This is a genomic window from Streptomyces sp. NPDC015125 (assembly GCF_043080045.1).
Classification (GTDB): domain Bacteria; phylum Actinomycetota; class Actinomycetes; order Streptomycetales; family Streptomycetaceae; genus Streptomyces.
On record NZ_JBIBVF010000002.1, the window covers coordinates 161422 to 181707 of the forward strand.

Below are 20286 nucleotides of genomic sequence, written 5' to 3' on the forward strand. Positions count from 1 at the left end.
GGACCCGCCGCCTCGACGCCGTTGTGCTGTAACGTCGATTTCAGCAAGTGGGTCTCTTGGAATGCGTTGTCCAGGAGAGTAATGCCGGTCTCATGAAAGTCAAGGGTTGTAATGGGGATTCCAGAAGGGTCCGCGGGTGAAGGCACCGGCATGACACGGCTGCGAGCCGCCGTCCGCGATGCCTGGGACGAGCTCTCCACCTCCGAGCGCGCGGTCGCCCAGCACCTCATCGGCGCCGAGCCCGAGCGGCTGCTCTTCGCCAGCGCCCAGGAGCTGGGGACCGCCAGCGGCACCAGCAATGCCACCGTCGTACGCGCCCTCCAGCGCATCGGCTACGCCGGCCTGCCCGCCCTCAAACGCGACCTGACCACCGACTTCACCACCGCCGTCGCCCCCGAGGTCCGTCTTCGGCAGCGCATCGCCCATGTCGGCAAGGACCTGACGGGCATCTGGGACGACGTCTTCGACGAGGCCGCGGACCGCATCGGACACGCCCGGCGGCTGACCGGCGCCGCGTCCTTCCAGCGCGCGGTGGCCACACTTGCCCAGGCCGGCGAGGTGTTCTGCTACGGCGTCGCAGCCTCCGAACTCGCCGCCCGGCACCTCGCCCTGATGCTCGCCAGGACCGGCCGCCGGGCCCGTTTCCTGGGCGCGACCGGATTCGCATTCGCCGATGCGCTGCTGCCACTGGGGCGTGGCGACGCGGTGGTGGTCTTCCAGCCGGCGCGCCCGCTGACGGAGTTCACCGTCCTGGTGGAGCGGGCCCGCGCGGTCGGCGCCAAGGTCGTCTTCGTCACCGACGAACTCGGCGACACGTTCGAGGGCCGCGTCGAGGCCGTGCTGACCGCGCCGCACACCCCCACCGGCATCACCGCCGAGTCACTGACCGGCCTGGTCATCGCCGACGCCCTGCTGCTCGCCCTGACCACGCTGGACGAGACCCGCGCGGTGGAGACCTCCCACCAACTGACCGCGCTGCGCGAGCAGTTGCTGCCACCCGCGGTGAGGGCCCGTGCCCGGAAGGACACTCCCTAGCCGTCCCCAGCCGTCCCCGCTCGTTGCCGGCCGCGCTCTCCGCCCTCCCGCGCCCCCATCGTGCTCTTACCTCTCCCGCCCCCACCGCCGCGACCGGGGGCGGTGTGGCCCATGGCCCCGCCGCCCCCCCCAGGCCGTGAAGGGGGCGCCGCTGCCGGATCCCGCGTCAGCTCTCCCGAGCGGATGTGGTGCGGAGAAAGCGCCCAAGGATCTCGTTGAAGGTATCCGGTCGTTCCATGTTGGGGTAGTGAGCGGTGCCTTCGACGGCCGTCGCACGGCCGTTGGCGACGCTGCGTACGAGACGTTCGGCCATGCCGATGTGGTCGTCCGAGTCGATGCTGCCGTTGACGGCCAGCACCGGGACGGTGATCTTCGCCGCCCGCTCCCAGGTGTCGGTCACGGGCACCAAGTGCACGGGTTCGGTGCCGGTGTGCTTGGCGACGGTCCGCCGGGTCATCACCCGCACTCTGCGCACCACCTCCTGGTCCACATCGTCGAGCGTGCGGTGCGGTCCCGCCGCGCCCCGGGTGAAGGCCTCGACCCAGGCCTCGGCGTTCCCTGCGGCCAGCGCACGGGCCTGCTCGGCCAGGATCTCGTGGACCCAGGGGTCCTGGAATGCGGGTTCGCTGGTGCCGACCCCGCTGACGACCAACGCACTTACCAGATCGGGGTGTTCGAGCGCGGTGTCGACGGCGATGCCTCCGCCCATCGACAGCCCGACGAGGACCGCGGGGCCGACATCGAGGTGACGCAGCAGGGCTGCGAGGTCATCGGCCTGACGAAATGGTTTGCTCGCGTTGGAGGATCCGCCGTGCCCGCGGGCGTCCGGTGCGATCACCCGGTAGTCCGGCGCCAAGACCGGTATCTGGTCGTCCCACATGCCGTGGTCCAGGAAGCCGCCGTGCAGGAGCACCAGTGGACGGCCCGCGCCCACGTCGCGGTAGGCGAGGCGGCCGTCCTCGGTGTCGAAGGAGTACACGTCAGAAGCATCAGTCATGACAACCAAGGTGCCATCTTCTTTTCGGTATTGGCAACCAAGGTGTCATGCTGGTGGGGTGACTGATGCGGATACTGATGCTGATACGCCCCTCGCACCCGACGACCTGGCCCGCCGGCTCACGGAAGTGTTCGCCCTGGTCGGCCCGCTGTACCGACGTGTGCAACGCAAGGTGGAACAAGCCGCGCCCATCGAGGGACTCTCCGTCGGCGTGCGCGCCGTCTTGGACCTGCTCCGCGAACACGGGCCCATGACCGTCCCGCAGATGGGGCGCGCGCAGGCGCTGAGCCGGCAATTCGTGCAGCGCATGGTCAACGACGCCGCAACCCGAGGGCTGGTCGACATCACGCCCAATCCTGCGCACCAGCGGTCCTCGCTGATCCGGCTGACCGACGACGGCAGGGCGGCCATCAGCGCGGTGACCACCCGTGAGCGGGTCCTGCTGCGCCAGGTCGGCGGTGACCTGACCGACGCCGACCTGACCGCATGCGTGCATGTGCTCACACAGATGCTCGAACGCTTCGAGAGTGTGGACGTGAACTGACTGCCGTGGTGCTCGCGTGGTGCTCCGGTGGTGATCGGAGCCGGCGGAACCGCCGAACACCGTCGCAGGGAATCCCGAAGGGCCCTCGTGGTAACCGATCTCGCCCGGTGCGCCTACGCTTGCGCGGAGCGCGAGGGGCGCCCCCCATGCGTCGCCTGACAAGATCTGCTGAGCCGCTACACGTATCATGATCACCGAATCGAGGGTCTGGCGCGATTCGCAGTCCTTCGCCGACACTGACACCTGGTACGCCACCGCACCGGACGGGTCCCACCGCATCATCTCCACGGCTACGTCGTCGGAGTTGAGCCTCGCCGAGAGCGGGGGAGAGGCATCGGCCCGACGTAAGCAAGGGCAGGCCTGCACCGCACCACATCCAGAAGTTCGCCGGCGCCGGCCTGACCGTGCCGCCCTGCACAGCCCGACCGCCGCTTGCGGCCGTAGAAAACCAAGGAACCTCATGCCCCCCGCAACACCGCAGCCGCACCACAAGCTCGCCGGCCCTCTTCCCCGTCCTGCGAAGCCCGACTACCGCAATGTCTTCATCGAGCCGGTCTACGGGAACAGCTTCCTCGAAGACGACCTGGAGGACGATCTCGACGTTCCCGCCACTTCGCGCGCCGAGCGCTGACGGCGAAAGGCCGGTATGCGGCGTCCATGCGGCGTCCATGCGGCGTCCATGACGGCCCATGACGGCCCATGACGGCCCATGGCGGCCCATGACGGTGATCATGGCCGTATACGCCGATGATCCTGCCGGGTCGGTGGGTGGGAGCCCTCTCTCTGCTGGCCGGTTGCCGGGGTGGGCCGAGTGGGGGCCGCCGGAAGGGGGGCCCGCGCTGTTGTGTCCGGGAGCGGCCTTACACGGGCCGGCCGATCGGCCTGACGATCACCGTGTTGATGTCGACACCGCTCGGCCGACCAATGGCCCGGACGATCGTCTTGCCCCATTGCTCCGCCGACAGCAGGTCGCGGTCGGGCAGCCCGCCGGGGGCACCGTCGAAGAAGTTCGGCTTCGTCGCGCCCGGCGAGACGAGGGTGACGCCGATGCCGTCAGCAGTCACCATCCTCCTGGTGTTCTCCGCGATTCCGCTGACGGCCCAGTTCGTTGCGCCGTAGATGTTGCCTGGCGTGTAGACGTGACCGGCCACGCTGCCGACGAGCACGATCCGGCCCTTGCCTCGCCGGGTTCCGTGGCGAAGCGGCGGAGCCGGTCCTCGCTCCGACCGGTGATCGTCAAGGAATGTGTCGTGAAGTCAACTCGGAGAGTGCAGCACTTGAAGTGCGCGTCAGGTCAATCGACTTGAGAGGTCGCACGGACAGTCAACCCGCCTGACGACGCGGCTGCCAAGGGAAGTTGAGCACAATTGCCGGCGGACTGGGACCGACGATTTTCCGCGTCCTGCGAAGCCCGACTACCGCAATGTCTTCATCGAACCGGTCCACGGGAGCGGCCTTCCCCGAATGTGAAGGGGGAGCGGCCTGCAGGTTCGCCGTTCAGTGTGGTCGCGTGGGGTGCGGCAGTGGGGGCAGGGAGGGCTCTTGCAACCAGGCGTCGAAGAGATCGCCGAGGGGTGCGGCTGTGTACTGCTGGGCGTGTGCGGTGAAGTCGGCAGTGCTCACTGCACCGTGGCGCTGCTTGGTGGCCCAGTCCTTGAGCATGCGGAAGAATGCGTCCTCGCCGAGGGCGCAGCGCAGCGCATGGACCGCCAGCCCCCCTCGCTCGTACAAACGGTCGTCGAACATGCGGTCCTTGCCGGGGTCTGCCAGTCGAAGGTCTTGTGGCAGGCCGGACAGCAGGGCGTGCGCGATCGCGGCGTGGGCGGCCGCCGTGAGGCCGCCTCCATGCTCCGACCACATCCACTCCGCGTACTTGGCGAAGCCTTCGTTGAGCCAGATGTGCTGCCAGTCCTCGACCGACACGCTGTTGCCGAACCACTGGTGGGCGAGTTCATGCGCGATCAGACGTTCCGAAGTGCGGGCGCCGTCAAGGTGGTTGGCGCCGAAGGTGGCCATGCCCTGTGCCTCCACCGGGACGTCCAGTACCTCGTCGGCGATCACGACCGTGTACTCCCCGAAGGGATACGGCCCGAACGCCTCCTGGAAGAAGTGCATCATCCGGGGCTGCCGGGCGAAGTCCACGGTGAAGTCGGGCAGCAGCCGTGCGGGCAGGTAGGCGGTCTGCGGCACCGGTGTCTGCAGTCCGGCCGCCGGGGCCGGGCCGGTGAGGGGTTCGGTGGTGTACGTGCCGAGGGAGACGGCCATCAGGTAGGTGGAGGTGGGGGCCGGCTGCTCGTATACCCATGTGGTGCTGCTCGACCGGGTGGTGCGGCTGAGCAGCCGGCCGCCGGCGACCGCGGTGTAGGGGGACGGTGCGGTGATCGACACCCGGTATGACGCCTTGTCGGCCGGCCGGTCGTTGCAGGGGTACCAGGACGGCGCACCGACCGGCTGGCTGGCCACCAGCGCACCGTCGGTCAGCTCTTCCCAGCCCAGGCCGCCCCACGGGCTGCGCACCGGCTCGGGATTGCCGGTGTAGCGCACCTCGACGGTGAAGGCGGTGCCCGGGGCGAGCGCATGCGCCGGGCGGATGCGCAGCTTGCCCGCCCGGTGGGTGTAGCGCGCGGTGCGGCTGTCCACCCGTACCCGCTGGATCCTGAATGCGGCCAGGTCGAGTGCGATCTCGGCCAGTGGCGCGGGGCCTGCCAGCACGCTGAGCCGGGCCGAACCGCTGAGCCGGTTGGACACGGGCCGGTAGTCCAGGTCGAGCGCGTAGTGGCGGACGTGGTAGCGCGCGTCCCCGTGATCGGGGAAGTACGGGTCCATACCGGCATCCGGGACCGTCTTGGGGTTCAACGGCTGCACTCTCCCCTGGCATCGGTGGGCTGACGGGGCGTCGTTGCGCTGTTGCCTCATTTTCCCGGGCGCCAGGACTCGATCGGGTTGCCCAGCCACCGGGTGTCGGCGGGGACGGCTTCCGCGCCCATCGCCAACGACGCCGGCCCGAGAGTGCTGCGCGCCCCGAGGGTGCTGCCGGGCAACACGATGCCGCCGGGGCCGAGTGTGGCGCCCTCGCGGAGCGTCACGGTGTTCATCCGGATGATGCGGTCGTGAAAGAGGTGGGTCTGCAGCACACATCCCCGGTTGACGCTCACCCCGTGCTCCAGCGTGACCAGATCGGCTTCCGGCAGCCAGTAACTTTCGCACCACACACCCCGGCCGATCGTGGCTCCCAGACCGCGCAGCCAGAGGTTCATCAGCGGCGTGCCCGGTACCGCCCTGATCAGCCATGGCACGGCCAGTACTTCGACAAAGGTGTCGGCGAGTTCCGTACGCCACACGAAGCCGCTCCACAGAGGGTGTTCCGCCGGGCGGAGCCGGCCCACCAACAGCCACTTGGCAGCGATGGACACCCCACAGGCGACGGTCCCCGCTGCCAGCAGCACCAGACCGGAGAGCAGTGCCGCCACCACCGGCGAGCCGTATTCGGCCAACTGGGCCAGCGCGGCCAGGACCAGCAGGCCAAGGGCGGCGGAGACCAGCACCGGCAGCAGTCGGAACCCTTCGACCAGTCCTCGGGCCCAGAGCAGCCGGAGCGGTGGATCGTAGGTCAGGCGAGGGTCCGCGGTGCCGGCCGAACGCGGCAGGCGCATGGGCGGCATACCGAGGTACGAGCTGCCCTTCTTCGCCTTCTTCGGCGTGGCCGACAGCACGCCCACCAGCCCCCGGTCCGGGACGGCGCGTCCGGGCGCCGTCATGGCGGAGTTGCCGAGGAAGGCGCGCTCGCCGACCTCGGCCTCCCCGATCCGCAGCCACCCGCCCCCCAGCTCGTACGGGGCGACCAGGGTGTCATCGGCCAAGAAGGCGCCGTCGCGCACCGTGGTGAGACTGGGCAGCGCCAGCACCGTGGAGACCTCGGCCCGGCTGCCGACCTTCATGCCCAGTGCACGCAGCCAGACGGGGGTGATCAGGCCGGCGTAGAGCGGAAAGAGCGTCTCACGCGCCAGATCCATGAGCTGGCTGACGGTCCAGGCCTGCCAGCCGATCCGGCCGTGCAGCGGATGCCAGCCGGGGCGCAGGCCGCGGCTCAGCAACCGGACGGCGGCGATCAGCAGGGCGGAGTACGCCAGCCCGAAGGCCAGGGTGGCGGGCACGAGTGCGATGAGTGCCCCGCGTACCGCGTCGCCGAGACCCTCCCCGGTGCGGACGAAACAGCCTGCCACCGCCAGCGCCGGAATCCCCGCCACCAGGTGCAGCAGTCCGAGCGCCGGGCCGCTCACTCCGTAGAGCGCTGCCCACGGGGCGGGGCGCGGGGCGCGGTTTCCGGGCCACCGCCGTTCGGCCTTGCCCAGCTTGACGGCGGGCGCACCGCCCCAGCTCTGGCCGGTCGGTACCCGGGCGGTGACGCCGGAACCAGGTGCGACCTGGGCCCGCTTACCCACCCGTGCGCCGGGGAAGAGGATGCTGCGGACACCGACCACCGCGCCGGAGCCGACCTTCACCGGACCGACCTCCAGCCGGTCCCCGTCCAGCCAGTAACCGGACAGGTCCACCTCCGCCTCGACGGCACACCCACGGCCCAGCTTGAGCATCCCGGTGACCGGCGGCAGCGAGTGCAGATCGACATCCGGCCCGATACGTGCGCCCAGCGCACGGCCGTAACGGACCAGCCACGCCCCCGACAGGTGGACGGCTCCGCTCAGCTCCGCGAGCCGCTCGGCGGTCCACAGCCGCAGATGCACCCTTCCGCCACGGGGATAGCTGCCCGGCTGAAGCCCCCGCAGCAGCAGCCGGGCGCCACCGGCAGCAATCGCCAGCCTGCCCGGCGGGCTGTAGAGCAGCAGGCCACCGGCTGCCACCCACCACCAAGGGGCCGTCGGCGCCCACGGATAGCTGCCGCACCACGCCAGTACGTTGCCCAGGGCCAGCAGCCCGAGGGTCCAGCGCAGCCCGACCAAGGTGAAGAGCGGCAGTGCCAGGAGCAGTTGCACGATGCCGGCCCGGGCCGGTACGGGCGTCACCCGGCGCGTTTCGCGCTCCTCCCGCGCGCAATGGTCCAGCAGCCGGGCCAACTTGCGGAGCGTGGGCTGCTGGTAGACATCACGTACGGCCGTGGCCGGGTAGCGCTCGCGGAGCAGAGAGGTGAGTTGGGCGGCGGCGAGACTGCCGCCGCCGATGGCGAAGAAGTCGTCCCGGGGGTCGGTGACCGGCACACCGAGGATCTCCCGCCACTGCTCGGCCAGCCACGCCTCGGTGCCGCGGAGATGCCCGGCCGGACCCGGGGCGGCGGAACCAGGACCGGCCGTGGCCGGCAACGGCCAGGGCAGCGCGGCCCGGTCCACCTTGCCGGAGGTGAGGGTGGGCAAGAACTCGACGGGGGCGAGCAGCGGCACCAGGGCGGCGGGCAGCTGGGCGCGCAGCCGCTCGACGGCCTTCGTCCGGTCCCAGCCGTCCTGGGCCACCACATAGCCGACCAGCAGCGGGTTGCCGCCCCTGGCGGACCGGACGGCGGCCGCGGCACCGATGACTTCGGGCAGCGCCTTCAGGGCCGCATCCACCTCACCGAGCTCGATTCGCCGGCCACCGAGCTTGACCTGTTCGTCGTCCCGTCCCAGGAAGACCAGTCCGGCGGGCTCGGCCCGTACGAGGTCACCGGTGCGGTAGGCCCGGTGCCAGCCGAGCGACTCCAGCGGGCCGTATTTCTCGGCGTCCTTGTCACGGTCCAGGTAACGCGCCAGTCCGGCCCCGCCGATGACCAGTTCGCCGCTGCCGCCCATGGCGACCGGTTCACCGGCCCGGTCCACCACGGCCAGTTCCCAGCCGTCCAACGGCAGGCCGATCCTGACCGGTCCTTCGCCGGTCAGCAGCGAGGCACAGGCAACCACGGTCGCCTCGGTCGGACCGTAGGTGTTCCACACCTCCCGCCCCTCGGTGACCAGCCGCTCCACCAACTCGGGCGGACACGGCTCGCCACCGAAGACCAGCAGCCGCACCTCGTTCAGTGCCTCGGCCGGCCACAGCGCGGCGAGGGTGGGCACGGTGGACACGACCGTGATGTCCTGTTCGGCGAGCCAGGGGCCGAGACCGGCTCCATCACGCACCTGGGAACGCGTCACGGGGATCAGACAGGCGCCGTGCCGCCAGGCGAGCCACATCTCCTCGCACGAGGCGTCGAAGGCAACCGAGAGCCCTGCCATTACCCGGTCGCCCGGGCCGATCGGCTCCTTCTGGAGGAAGAGCGCCGTTTCGGCGTCGACGAAGGCCGCCGCACTGCGGTGGGTGACCGCGACGCCCTTGGGCCTCCCGGTGGAACCGGAGGTGAAGATGATCCAGGCATCGTCCTCAAGGCTCGGGCGGTGCCGGCGACCGGCGGGTGCACGGTCACCCGTCACGGTGAGGCTGTGTCCGGCCTCCAGGACCGCGCACACGTCCGCGTCAGCGAAGACCATCTCCGCTCGGGCGTCCGGATCGTCGGCATCCACCGGTACATAGGCCGCACCTGAGGCGAGCACAGCCAGAATGCAGAGGTAGAGGTCATTGGTGCCGGAGGGCACCCGTATGCCGACGCGGTCGCCCACGCCGATCCCTGCCGATGACAGCCGGTGCCGCAGCGCGTCGACCTCATCGGCGAGCTCCCGGTAACTCAGCGAGATCCGCCCGTCGTCCAGGGCCGCCTCATGCGGGTGGATCAAGACGGTGGCATCCAGAATGTCCACGAGCGTGCGCGCCGCGGGGGCCGTACGTCCGCCGAACACGGCGGGCGGGCCGACGGCACTCTCGCCGAGGAGGCCCTGCCCCCTCACCATGCGCCCCGACACCAGCTCCACCATGCGTTCCTCGTCCCTTGTGCCCCCCTTCCACCGCCCGGGCGGGACCGGTGACCGCGTGGCGTGCACCTGGCGCCCCGCGCCTCCGCCCCGCCGACGAGCGCGGTCCACGCCTCTTGCCTGCAGGGGCCCACTCACCCGTCCATGCGAATATCCGGCATGCCGCGGTAGTCAGCGAGAGTTACGGGCAAAAGGGTGTTTCCGCGCTGGTGACCGCCGTTTTCCTCCTCTCGGCGCACCGAAGGCCGGTCACCCGTTCGGACGCCCGCGTGGTGCGCCGCGTCCGGCGTCCGGCCCACGCTGCTCTCACCACCGACGGAAGGAGTGGTACCGGTGACGCCGTTGGCCGATGACTGGCTGGCTCCGTGGGTGGCGAAGGCCCACTCGGCGCTCGAAGGGGCATCGCTGGCCGGGTTTCTCGCAGACCTTGCCACCGCCGCTCCTGCACTGGGACGCGCCACGGCGCACATCATCAGCCTCCCCGTGCATCCCGCCGCGCTCGCCCTGCGCACGTCTCCCGAAGCGCTCACCACGGCTTTGGCCCAACTCAGTGCGGCCGGTCTGCTCACGTGTACCTACGACGGCGATGCCGACTCCGACGCCGCGCACGCCACCATCACCCTGCTGCCGGGCAGCACCTCCCAGTGACCAGGCGGCAACGGTGAACGGGAACGGGGACAGGAACGGGAACCGGGAACGAGAACGGGGAACGGCAACGGGGAACGGGAACGGGAATCGGGGGCAGGAACGGGAAGGGGATTTCGTGCACTCACCCATGACGCCCCGAGTGCCCGGCGGGCGCGGCCGCGGCCTCGCGGGAATTTTCCGATGATCGGCAGACGCGCCTTCGGAAAGGTCCTCGGTACGGGAGCCGCCATGGCGTCAGCGGCCGGTCTTTCCTCGGCATGTTCGAAGGCCGTGCCCCACGGCCACGATCAGATTCCGCCGACCATGGGCCGGGCAAGGGAAGCGCCGGGGAAGGAACCGTCTTTCGGCTCATTGAAGCAGGTCAGGGCCGGCGTCCTGAATGTTGGATACGCGGAAGCAGGCCCGGCCCATGGCCCTGCGGTCATCCTGCTGCACGGCTGGCCCTACGACATTCACAGCTACGTTGCCGTCGCGCCCCTGCTGGCGGCAAAGGGCTACCGCGTCATCGTCCCGTATCTGCGGGGCCATGGCACGACGCGCTTTCTTTCGAGCAAGACGTTCCGGAACCCACAGCAGTCGGTCTTTGCTCTCGACATCATCGCTTTGATGGACGCCTTGCGGATCGACAAGGCGATCCTCGCAGGCTACGACTGGGGATCGCGGACGGCGGACATCATCGCGGCACTCTGGCCGGAGCGGGTCAAGGGCTTGGTCTCCGTGACCGGCTATCTGATCACCAACCGTGCAGCCAACAAGGAGCCGTTGCCACCGAAGGCCGAGTGGGCGTGGTGGTACCAGTTCTACTTCGCCACGGAAAGAGGCCGGCTTGGCCTTGAGCGGAACCGGCATGATATGGCCAAGCTGATCTGGAAGTTCAACTCACCGACCTGGAATTTTGATGCTGCCACGTTCGATCGCACCGCGGCCGCATTCAGCAATCCCGATTACGTCAGCATCGTGATCGGCAATTATCGCTGGCGGCTGAGCCTGGCCGAGGGCGACCCCCGGTACGACGGCCTCGAAAGGCGGCTGGCCCAAGGCCCGGTCATCACCGTGCCCACGATCACCCTTGACGGCGAGGCCGATCCCTTCACACCTGCGGGCGGCGGTTCGTCCTATCGCGACAAGTTCACCGGTCGATATGCGCACCGCACGCTGAAGGGCATCGGCCACAATCTGCCCCAGGAGGCCCCCGAAGCCTTCGCGCAGGCCGTCGTGGACGTCGACCATTTCCGCGCACGCGAGCGACAGCCTGCTGCCAAATAGGCGGAAGGCCCCGCCAAGTAAGCCCCCTGCCAAGTAGGCGGCCTGCCAAGTAGCCGGGAGCACAGGGCGCGCGGGCCGGTGGCCCGGTCCGGGGCCCGGGTCACACGGCTGTGCGGCCGCCGTCGACGGGCAGCACCACGCCGTGCACAAAACTCGCGGTGTCGCCGGCCAGGTACGCGATCGCCTCGGCGATCTCCCTCGGGGTAGCCGGCCGTCCGGCGGGCGCCTGGGATGCGAGGGTGTCGAGGCCCCCTCCCATGCCTGCCGTCCCTTCGGTCCGTGTCGGTCCGGGCTGCACGGCGTTGACCCGGACCCCGCGCGGGCCGTATTCGGCAGCCCAGGACTTGGTCAGCAGGTTCACGGCCGCCTTGCTCGAGCCGTACAGCGCCACTCCCGCGATGCCGAGCGCGGCCACCATGCTGCTGACGTTGACGATCGCCCCGCTGCCCCGCTCGGCCATCGCCGGTGCGAGTTCCGCCACCAGGTAGAAGGGAGCCTTCACGTTCAGCGCGTAGACGGCGTCGACCTCGCTCTCCGGTGTCTGCTCGGTGGGGCCGAAGGGATAGATGCCCGCACTGTTGACCAGAATGTCCACCCGGCCACCGCCCAGTTCCACGGCTTTTCGGGCCAGCTCCCGGACCGAGGGGGCGTCCAGCAGGTCGGCGGTCACGAAGTCCGCGGTGCCGCCGCGTTGCCGGATGGCCCCGACGACGCTCTCACCGCGTCCTCGGTCCCGGCCCGCCACCAGTACGTGCGCACCGCGCTCGGCGAGCGTTTCCGCAGTGGCCGCTCCGATGCCGCTGGTCGCTCCGGTCACCAGCGCGACTTTCCCTGTCATCGACACGGTGGTCACTGCTGCACCCTTCCGTTCTCGATGCCTCAAGCCGAGCTTGGTCACCGCTTGGACCGTGGTGACGGAACGTCCGTCATCCCCACATCAGCACCGACCCCTTGAGGCCGCAACTGCTCAACTGCTCCGGTGCGGTCGTCGCGGTCGTCGCGGTCTTCGCGGTCAGTATCCGGAACGCCGGCGGAGGGCACGGGGTACGGCCTCGGGCCCGGTGGGCTCGCATGGTGAGGTGTCGCGTCGCGTAGGTAGTCGCGTATGCAGCGGCGGCGCCTCTCATGGTCGCCAGGGGCCTGTCGGCTCCAGCTTCCGCCGGCGGTGAACAGCGGCCCGACCGGGCTCGACGATCACTACATTCCCTTCTCATGACGACAGTTACCACGCGCACGGTCGAGTACCCGGCCGACGGCCTCACGATGATCGGGCACCTCGCGCTCCCGGCCGGTGTCGACCGCCGGCCCGCGGTGCTGCTCGGACCAGAGGGCACGGGGCTCAGCGACGTCGAGCGCCGTCGGGCCGATGCTCTCGCCGAGCTGGGATATGTAGCGCTGGCCTTCGACCTTCATGGCGGGCGCTATCTGGGTGACCCCGAGGAGATGCTGGCCCGTTGCATGCCACTGCTCGCCGACCCCGACCGGATGCGGGGCATCGGCCATGCGGCGCTCGACGTGTTGCGCGCCGAGCCCCGGACCGACCCCGACCGGATCGCCGCCGTCGGCTACGGCACCGGGGGTGCCATCGGTCTGGAGCTCGGGCGCGACGGCGTCAACCTGCGCGCGATCGCGACGGTCAACGCACTGACCACGGGCCGACCGGACGAGGCGGCGCGCATTCGCTGCCCGGTATGGGCCGGGGTCGGGTCGGAAGACCCGATCATGCCGCCCGCGCAACGAAACGCGTTTACCGCTGAGATGCAGGCCGCGGGCGTCGACTGGCGCCTCGCGGTCTACGGCGGAGCCTTGCACGCCTTCCACCACCCATCGGTCGACCACACCGTGCGTCCCGGCGTCGGCTACCACCCACGGCACGCACAGCGAGCCTGGCGCGACGTCGTCGAGCTGCTCGCCGAGTGCGTGCCCGTAACGGAGTGATCTGGCCGGCAACCGCGCATTGCCCGGCCGACTAGAGGTCGAGGACGACTTCGGTGGCCGGTGTGCTGCAGCAGACGAGGAGAGTGCCGGCCTCGGGGAGTTCGAGGGGTTGGGTGGTGTACGTGATGTCGCCTGCCACGAGGTGGGTGATGCAGGTGTGGCAGACGCCGGTGCGACAGGACCAGCGGGTGGGGATGTCGCAGGCTTCGGCGAGATCGAGGAGTGACGCGTGAGCGGGCGACCATGGGGTGGTGATGCCGCTGCGGGCGAAGGTGATCAGGGGGCCGGAGCCCGGTGGGCCGGGTGGTTGGTGCGGCCGGACCGCAGCCGTGCGCGCGACGCCGGGGTTGATGGCGGGGAGGGCGCTGAACTGTTCCTTGTGGATCCGCTCGGGGCGCAGGCCGTGATCGCGCAGGTAACCGCCGAGGTCGTCCATGAAGGCCGGCGGTCCGCAGAGGTAGGCGTCGGCATCGGTGGGAATCCCCATGGTCGCGAGTGACGGGGCGGTCGGACGTCCCGAGTTGATGTGGGGCTCGTCGGGAGGTGGGGCGGCTTCGGCGGTGTAGTAGATGTGCTCGTGGGCGTGGGGGAGTTGCGCCAGGAGCGCGTGGGCCTCGTCCGCGAAAACGTGGTGGGCGCGGTCGTGGGCGGTGTGGACCCACCAGACGGGGCGGGGGTCTCGTGCGACGGCGAGTCGGTGGAGCATGGCGAGCACGGGAGTGGCACCGATCCCCGCGGAGAGGAGGACGACCGGGCAGGTGCCTTCTTCGAGCACGAACGTTCCCCGGGGGCTTGCGATGTCCACGAGATCCCCGGGGCGGAGCGTGCCGTGGAGGTAGCTGCTGACCTGCCCGTGGGGCTCGTGCTTGACGCTGATGCGGTAGGTGCCGGCGGTGGGCGCGGCGGACAGGGAGTAGCTGCGCACTGCGGGGGCGGCCTCGCCGACGGCGAGGCGGAGGGAGAGGTACTGGCCGGGGCGGGCCTCGGGGAGGGGCGTGTGGTCGGTGCTGTCGAGGTAGAACGACGAGACGGCGGGTGTCTCGGGGACGATGCGGGCGACGCGCATGGTCTTGAAACCCGGCCATCCCGGCTCTTGTCCGGGCTGCTGGGTGCGGACGAGTCCGCCCGGCCGTCCCGGTTCCTGTGCGGGCTGCTGCGCGGCGGCGAGTTCCCGGAAGGACTGCTGCCATCCGGGACTGAGGGCGGGGATGTTCAGTGCTTTGCGCAGTTGCGCGGGGTCGCGGTCGGGGAGGTAGAGCAACGCGTCGGTCTCGGCGACGCTGAGTTCTTCGGGACCCTTGCGGACCAGGGTGATCTCGTCGCCGGCCTGGACCCGCCCCTCGGTGAGGACACGCAGGTAGAAGCCGGGGCGGTGGTGGGCGACCAGCAGGGAGGCCATGGCGGGTTCACCCAGGCGCATGCCGACGCGGTAACAGGTGACGCGCGGCTGGGTGACCTCCAATGCGGCCTCGCCGATGCGGTACCGGTCGCCGATGCATACTTCGTTGTCGGGCAGGCCATCGACGGTGAAGTTCTCGCCGAAGATCCCGAAGGTCAGGTCATCGCGACCGAGTTGCTCTTGCCAGTACTGGTAGGACTGCAGCTGGTAGACGAGGACGGCACGGATTTCGCCACCGTGTCCGGCCAGGTCTCCTTGACCGTCTCCGTCGATGTTCAGCCGCCGCACCATCCGGGGGCCGTGCACGGGAGACTTCCAGGCTCCGGTGTGGACGGTCCGTCCCTGCCAGGAGACGTCCTCGGGCATTCCTACGTTGACGGACAGCAGCGTCGCCATTGCGGACCCTCCTGCGGGGTGGCCGGCCGGGGCAGCCCCATGGCGCTTTGGTCTGTGCTCTGTGCTCTGTGGTCTGTGCGCTCGGGCCGATGCTCATTCTTGTGCACATGCCGCTGTGATTCCGTCAGCGCGAATCGTTTGGATCGTTTGGAGTACTCGCTGGGATTCCTCGAACGAAGGGACCGGCACGGAAGGCCATGCCCTTTCGCTTTCCCTGGTCGGAAACGGCAGGGGGTGTGGACCGGCCAGTTCGTCGTCGCCCGGGAGACCGACCGCTCTGACTGTCCGCCCCGGTGCACAAGGCGATCCCCACGCCTCCGCCTCCCGGCCACTGTGCACCTGTGCCTTCTGGCCGGCCCGGCCGTCCGCTGAAGAAACGTCGCTCGGCGGCGTGCTCGGCAGCGTCCGGGGCTGCGCTGGCCGGCGACCGTTCACGGGCGGAGGCTTGAGGCAGGGTGCCGTCCGGTCGTCCCGCGTCCCGGGCGCACCCACATCTCCGACCGCACCGCACCGCATCCCTTCCCTTTCACCTGCCTAACTGGCAAAAGAGTCTTGACAGGTTAGATAGAAGGTGCGTGACTGGATGTGCAACTACTGAAACTCGATAGAGGGGTTAGGGATATGTTCTCCGCAGTTCACCACCGCACCGCCACCGTCAACGGTCTCGACGTCTTCTACCGGGAGGCCGGCGACCCGAAGGCGCCCGCCGTGGTTCTCCTCCACGGCTTTCCGACCAGCTCGCACATGTTCCGCCACCTGATCCCGGCGCTCGCCGACCGCTACCGCGTCATCGCCCCCGACCACATCGGGTTCGGCCAGTCCGCGATGCCGGCCCTGCCGGACTTCCCGTACACCTTCGAGGCCCTCACCGACGTCACCTCCGGACTGCTCCAGCACCTGGGCGTCGACCGGTTCGCCATGTACGTACAGGACTACGGCGCTCCCATCGGCTGGCGGCTCGCCCTTCAAGCCCCCGACCGCGTCACCGCGATCATCACCCAGAACGGCAACGCCTACGAAGAAGGGTTCGTCAAGCCCTTCTGGGATGGCGTCTTCGGCTATGCACAGGCGCCCGGACCGGACACCGAAGCCGCCATGCGAGGTGCCCTGACCCCCGAGATCACTCGCTGGCAGTACGTGAACGGAGTGGCTGACCCGAGCCTGGTCAGCCCCGACAATTGGGTCCACGACCAGGCGCTGCTGGACCGCCCCGGCAACGATGAGATCCAGCTCAAGCTCTTCCGTGACTACCCGACGAATGTGGACCTCTATCCGCGGGTCCACCAGTACTTCCGTGACTCGCAGGTCCCGCTGCTGGCGGTCTGGGGCGCGAACGACGAGATCTTCGGCCCCGACGGCGCCAAGGCGTTCACCCGGGACCTGCCCCACGCCGAGATCCACCTGCTCGACTCGGGGCACTTCGCCCTGGAGAGCCACCTCGGGACCATCACCGAGCACATTCTCGGCTTCCTGGCGCGCGTCCTCGCCTGATGCTCGGGGGGCCGGGCCGGGCCGGGCCGGGTCGGTCGCGGCGGCCGCAATACGGGCGGGAGTCCGCGACGCGACGGGGGCGGAGGGCGTCGCTCTCCGTGTGTGTCGCTCTCCGTGCACCAGGTCGCGTCGGCTCGGCGAGCACGGCATGCCGCGGGTGCGGTGGGAATTAGGTTAGGCTTACCTAAGTAATCAGCCTTGCTTCTCTAGCCGCGCCTGGAGCACCCGGATGCGTCCTTTCCACACCCGTGCCGCCTCACCGACTGCCGCAGAGCGCGTCCGGTCGATTCTGGCCTCCGCCCATTCGATGACCGTGGTGAGCGACGGGAAGCTCACCGAAGTGCGTCGCCTCGACGGAACCGGGGCCATGGGCCACGTTCACCTGCACCCACCGTTCGAGGACGGCGACGCGCAGACGGCGACGCGCGTCCCGGTGAAGTTGGAGCTCACCGACATCGCCCCCACACCCGTACGGGACCGTGTACGCGCCCGTGTCACGGTGACCGGGCTGCTGGCAGCCCCGTACAGCACGGCGGCCACGAAGAGCACCTGTATGGAGTTCGGTCAGGCGGTCCTCGAAGACGCCCGGGAACGCACCTACATCACCCTCCACGCCCTGGAGGCAACAGACCTCGATCCGATCGCGACGAGCGAGGCGGGCATGCTGACCCACCTCCTCGACGGCCACGCGGAACTCGTTCCCCTACTGCTGCGTCTCGTCCGCCCGCGTCCGGGCAGTGGCATGCTGCGCGCCCTGCCGGTGGCGATGGACCGCTACGGCGTGACCCTGCGCCTCGAATACCCGCACACCCACCACGACGTCCGGCTGCCGTTCAAGACGCGGGTGACCCACATCGACCAGGTCGGCCCGCAGATCCACGCCCTCCTGGCCACGGCGCGCCGTTTCTCCCACCCCAGTCACCTGTTGACCTGATCCGCCGGGCAGCGCCAGGGCGTGCGGAGCACCGATCACACCCCGGTGCCGGAGATGATGCCGGACGAGTTCACCCACGGCCTCGTGGCGTCGGGCAGCGTACGGCTTCCGGTGACGGTGCACGTCTACAAGGCGATCACGTGGCCTCTCAGCGGCACCGAACTGCACCCCTGCACGCGTTTTGTGTCGCCATGCCCCACGCCGTAGTCGATCCAGTCGTAGCGGTCCTGCGACGCGCGACGCATCGGCTCGTGGTACGTCACCGCCAGATGCGCGTAGGGAGTGTTTCTCCCGGCTGCGGTGGTGCCGACATAGACGTTCTGCAGCGTTCTGCCGTCCGCCACGAAGAGCGCATGCGCGAGCAGGTGCCCGTCCAACTGCGCGGTGAAGAGCAGCAAGTCCATACCGAACGTGCTGATCAGGCTCCGCAGCCTGCGTCGTTCGGCGGCTACGTCGACGGGTTGGCCGTACCAGCGCAGCAGTGCGCATCTGGCTTCGATGGTCTCGTCGAACAAGGTGTGCGGATCGCCCGTGCCCACCACGCACCCCAACTCGTCGAGTCGCAACAACTGACGCCGTATTTCGATGCGGCGCCGCTTGGACCGGCTTTTGTCGAATCCGGTTGCGTCGCTCCAGGTCACAGGCATCATCGAGCGGGTGGTGAGGTCGAAGCTCTCACCACCGAGGGCGGCGACGGCGGGTTCCACGACCGCCGACGCCGCAGGGGTCGTGTAGAGGACGGACACCGTTGCCAGTCCCGTCCGGGCTGCCCATGCGCAGACCTCGGCCAGACATTTCTTGATGGTCTCGGGGTGATCCGCGGCATGACCCACGGGATCCCCCAGATAGCCCGGCGCGACCAGCAGGAGCCCGGGGAGCATCTCCCGCGGGGAGTCTCCGAGTTGTGGCACGATCCGGCGGCCGGAGGCGTGTACCTCGGAGAACACCGGGTCCTTCCTGCGAAGGATCATCCACGGGTTGTACGCCTCGTAGGCGTCGCTGTCCGAGACGATGGCGCCGGTGAAACCGATGTCGCCGTCCGGGCCCTCGTGCAGCACCCGCACCGGCTCACCGGGCAAGCGACTGAGCATGGTGCCCAGCCAGCGGCTCCCCTGGACGGCGGGGGCCGGGTTCAGCCGGTCCCAGCGGCTCGCGTCGAAGGGCCCTGATATCGCGGACACAACCGTCCTGTGCATGATCGCCCTGTTCTCCTGTCATATGGCGCCGGAGCCGTGGTCGTGACGGACGCGGTTTCTAGTGGCGGCCGAGGGCGTCCTTGTCGCTGTCCGCGTTGGCTGGGTCCGTGTCGTTGTCCGGGGCGGAGGGATGCGCGTCCGTGTCGCTGTCCGAGTCGGTGGGATGCGTGTCCGCGTTGCTGTCGGAGCCGGTTGCGTCCGCGTTGCCGTCAGGGCCGGTTGGGTCGGTGTCGCCGTCCGAGTCGGTGGGAGCCGCGCCCGGCTCGGCCCGTGCGCTGCCGAGCTGCCGTACGCCGGACGAGAGCAGGGCCGACAGGCTCACGCACGCCGCCGCAAGGCCCGCGGCGATCGCCGCGCCCCGGGCGTCGAGGGCGGCCACCAGCGGACCCATGAGCAGTGCGCCCAGTGGCATCAGACCGTTGAACCCGAGGAACGCCAGGCTGCCCACGCGGCTGAGCAGGGACCCCGGCACCCGCTCCTGGAGCAGGCTGGGGAAGAGCGAGTTGAAGAAGTGGAGCCCGATTCCGTAGGTGAAGGCCATGGCGAGGGCGCCGATGCCGCCACCGACCACTCCGGTGGCGGCGAGGGAGCACGCCATGAGAGCCAGCATCGAGAAGAGGGCCGGTCCCATCCTGCGCACCGTCAGTTTGACGAGGACGGCAGCTCCCACCAGGGCCCCGACGCCCTGCAGCGCGTAGAAGGTGCCCAGGGAGCGGGCGCCCCCGGTTCCCTCGGGGGCCATGATCAGCGGTACCGAGACATCGAGTACTCCCGCGTACACGGCGTTGGTGCAGGCGCCGACCGCCAGGGAGATCAGCAGCCATCGCACGCCCGCCACATACCGTCCGGCCTGGGCGACGTCCGCGCCGATCTGCCGGAAGCGGGCAGTGCCGCCGGCCGCGGGCTCCTCGGCCGGCTCCTCGTGGGCCCCCGCTCGGTCCTTCGGGCCTTCGTCCGCGGTCCGGGCGGTCCGGGCGGTCCGGGCGGTCCGGACGAGGAGCAGGAGCACCGCCGAAGCCATGAAGGTGACCGAGTCGAAGGCGAACGTGGCGGGGGCGCCGGCCAGACTCACCATGAAGCCGCCGATGAGCGGGCCGCCGATCAGTCCGATCTGCTGACCCACCGACAGCGCCGAGTTGGCGGCGACCAGCTTCTCCTTGGGGGTGATCTCCTGCATGTAGGCGAAGGACACCGGCTGGAAGAAGCCGTCCGCGACACCGATCAGTACGGCGAGGCCTACGAGCAGCACGATGCTGCTGGTCGAGAAGGTGGCCGCGGCGATGAGGGCGAGGACGGCGAAGCGGGCGAGGTCCGCCCAGACCATCACCGCGCGGCGGGAGCCCGTCCGGTCTCCCAGGGCGCCGCCCACCAGGTAGAACACCAGCGAAGGGACGAGGAGTACGGCCGTCGCCGTGGCCAGTGTGGCGGCCGAGCCGCTGACACTGATGATGTGGGTCGCGAAGGCGGTACGAAAGGCGTAGTCGCCGATCAGGGACAGCGTGCGGGCCGCCCAGTAGCACCCGAAATCCCGCTCTCCCACTATGCCCAGCCGTTTGATGACGCTGCCGTACATCGGACTCCCGTCGCTGTTCGCTGTGTTGTGGCGTTCCACCGT

General features: G+C 69.7%; 15 protein-coding genes and 1 pseudogene. 8 read left to right on the forward strand and 8 right to left on the reverse strand.

The window, feature by feature from the left end:
* Positions 1 to 150 precede the first annotated feature (150 nt).
* Positions 151 to 1035 (forward strand): MurR/RpiR family transcriptional regulator, encoded by an 885-nt coding sequence (locus ACF088_RS05710; RefSeq protein WP_392374135.1) that lies wholly within the window; start codon positions 151 to 153, stop codon positions 1033 to 1035.
* A gap of 166 nt (positions 1036 to 1201) precedes the next feature.
* On the opposite strand, the gene ACF088_RS05715 is transcribed toward ACF088_RS05710, so the two are convergent.
* Complete coding sequence (locus tag ACF088_RS05715; protein WP_392374136.1) at positions 1202 to 2032, reverse strand: alpha/beta fold hydrolase; 831 nt, start codon at positions 2030 to 2032, stop codon at positions 1202 to 1204.
* Here ACF088_RS05715 and ACF088_RS05720 point away from each other — a divergent pair.
* Both ACF088_RS05720 and ACF088_RS05725 read left to right on the forward strand, forming a co-directional pair.
* Positions 2031 to 2576, forward strand: a complete 546-nt coding sequence (locus ACF088_RS05720; RefSeq protein WP_392374137.1) for a MarR family winged helix-turn-helix transcriptional regulator — start codon at positions 2031 to 2033, stop codon at positions 2574 to 2576. The two genes, ACF088_RS05715 and ACF088_RS05720, sit on opposite strands and share 2 nt — an antisense overlap.
* 460 nt (positions 2577 to 3036) lie before the next feature.
* Positions 3037 to 3207, forward strand: a complete 171-nt coding sequence (locus tag ACF088_RS05725; RefSeq protein ID WP_392374138.1) for a hypothetical protein — start codon at positions 3037 to 3039, stop codon at positions 3205 to 3207.
* A gap of 229 nt (positions 3208 to 3436) precedes the next feature.
* On the opposite strand, the pseudogene ACF088_RS05730 reads toward ACF088_RS05725, so the two are convergent.
* From ACF088_RS05730 to ACF088_RS05740, 3 genes and pseudogenes are all read right to left on the reverse strand, one after another.
* Positions 3437 to 3751 (reverse strand): annotated as a pseudogene (locus tag ACF088_RS05730) (SDR family oxidoreductase); the annotation flags it as partial.
* A 322-nt stretch (positions 3752 to 4073) separates the two neighbouring features.
* Positions 4074 to 5402, reverse strand: a complete 1329-nt coding sequence (locus ACF088_RS05735; RefSeq protein ID WP_392374961.1) for a M1 family metallopeptidase — start codon at positions 5400 to 5402, stop codon at positions 4074 to 4076.
* Positions 5403 to 5488: 86 nt separating this feature from the next.
* A complete protein-coding gene (locus tag ACF088_RS05740; RefSeq protein WP_392374139.1) occupies positions 5489 to 9406 on the reverse strand; it encodes a Pls/PosA family non-ribosomal peptide synthetase in 3918 nt (1305 codons plus the stop codon).
* 330 nt (positions 9407 to 9736) lie between these two features.
* Between ACF088_RS05740 and ACF088_RS05745 the strand changes: the two genes are divergently transcribed.
* Positions 9737 to 10051: a hypothetical protein gene (locus ACF088_RS05745; protein ID WP_392374140.1), complete on the forward strand. Its 315-nt coding sequence runs from the start codon at positions 9737 to 9739 to the stop codon at positions 10049 to 10051.
* A 180-nt stretch (positions 10052 to 10231) separates the two neighbouring features.
* On the forward strand, positions 10232 to 11317 hold the full coding sequence (locus tag ACF088_RS05750; protein ID WP_392374141.1) for an alpha/beta fold hydrolase: 1086 nt from the start codon (positions 10232 to 10234) through the stop codon (positions 11315 to 11317).
* 100 nt (positions 11318 to 11417) lie between these two features.
* On the opposite strand, the gene ACF088_RS05755 is transcribed toward ACF088_RS05750, so the two are convergent.
* Positions 11418 to 12155 carry an SDR family NAD(P)-dependent oxidoreductase gene (locus tag ACF088_RS05755; RefSeq protein WP_392374142.1) on the reverse strand — a complete coding sequence of 246 codons (738 nt, stop codon included), beginning with the start codon at positions 12153 to 12155 and terminating at the stop codon, positions 11418 to 11420.
* 374 nt (positions 12156 to 12529) lie between these two features.
* Between ACF088_RS05755 and ACF088_RS05760 the strand changes: the two genes are divergently transcribed.
* Positions 12530 to 13255: a dienelactone hydrolase family protein gene (locus ACF088_RS05760; RefSeq protein ID WP_392374143.1), complete on the forward strand. Its 726-nt coding sequence runs from the start codon at positions 12530 to 12532 to the stop codon at positions 13253 to 13255.
* A 31-nt stretch (positions 13256 to 13286) separates the two neighbouring features.
* Here the strand turns inward: ACF088_RS05760 and ACF088_RS05765 are convergent, their stop codons facing one another.
* On the reverse strand, positions 13287 to 15050 hold the full coding sequence (locus ACF088_RS05765; RefSeq protein WP_392374144.1) for an MOSC domain-containing protein: 1764 nt from the start codon (positions 15048 to 15050) through the stop codon (positions 13287 to 13289).
* A gap of 621 nt (positions 15051 to 15671) precedes the next feature.
* Between ACF088_RS05765 and ACF088_RS05770 the strand changes: the two genes are divergently transcribed.
* Positions 15672 to 16541, forward strand: a complete 870-nt coding sequence (locus tag ACF088_RS05770) for an alpha/beta fold hydrolase (RefSeq protein WP_392374145.1) — start codon at positions 15672 to 15674, stop codon at positions 16539 to 16541.
* Between the two features lie 229 nt (positions 16542 to 16770).
* A complete protein-coding gene (locus ACF088_RS05775; protein WP_392374146.1) occupies positions 16771 to 17475 on the forward strand; it encodes a DUF2470 domain-containing protein in 705 nt (234 codons plus the stop codon).
* Positions 17476 to 17600: 125 nt separating this feature from the next.
* Here ACF088_RS05775 and ACF088_RS05780 read toward each other — a convergent pair whose 3' ends face one another.
* Together ACF088_RS05780 and ACF088_RS05785 are read right to left on the reverse strand one after the other, a co-directional pair.
* A complete protein-coding gene (locus ACF088_RS05780) occupies positions 17601 to 18671 on the reverse strand; it encodes a GNAT family N-acetyltransferase (RefSeq protein WP_392374147.1) in 1071 nt (356 codons plus the stop codon).
* A 58-nt stretch (positions 18672 to 18729) separates the two neighbouring features.
* Positions 18730 to 20283, reverse strand: coding sequence for an MFS transporter (locus ACF088_RS05785; RefSeq protein ID WP_392374148.1), 1554 nt, complete (start codon positions 20281 to 20283; stop codon positions 18730 to 18732).
* Positions 20284 to 20286: the final 3 nt, after the last annotated feature.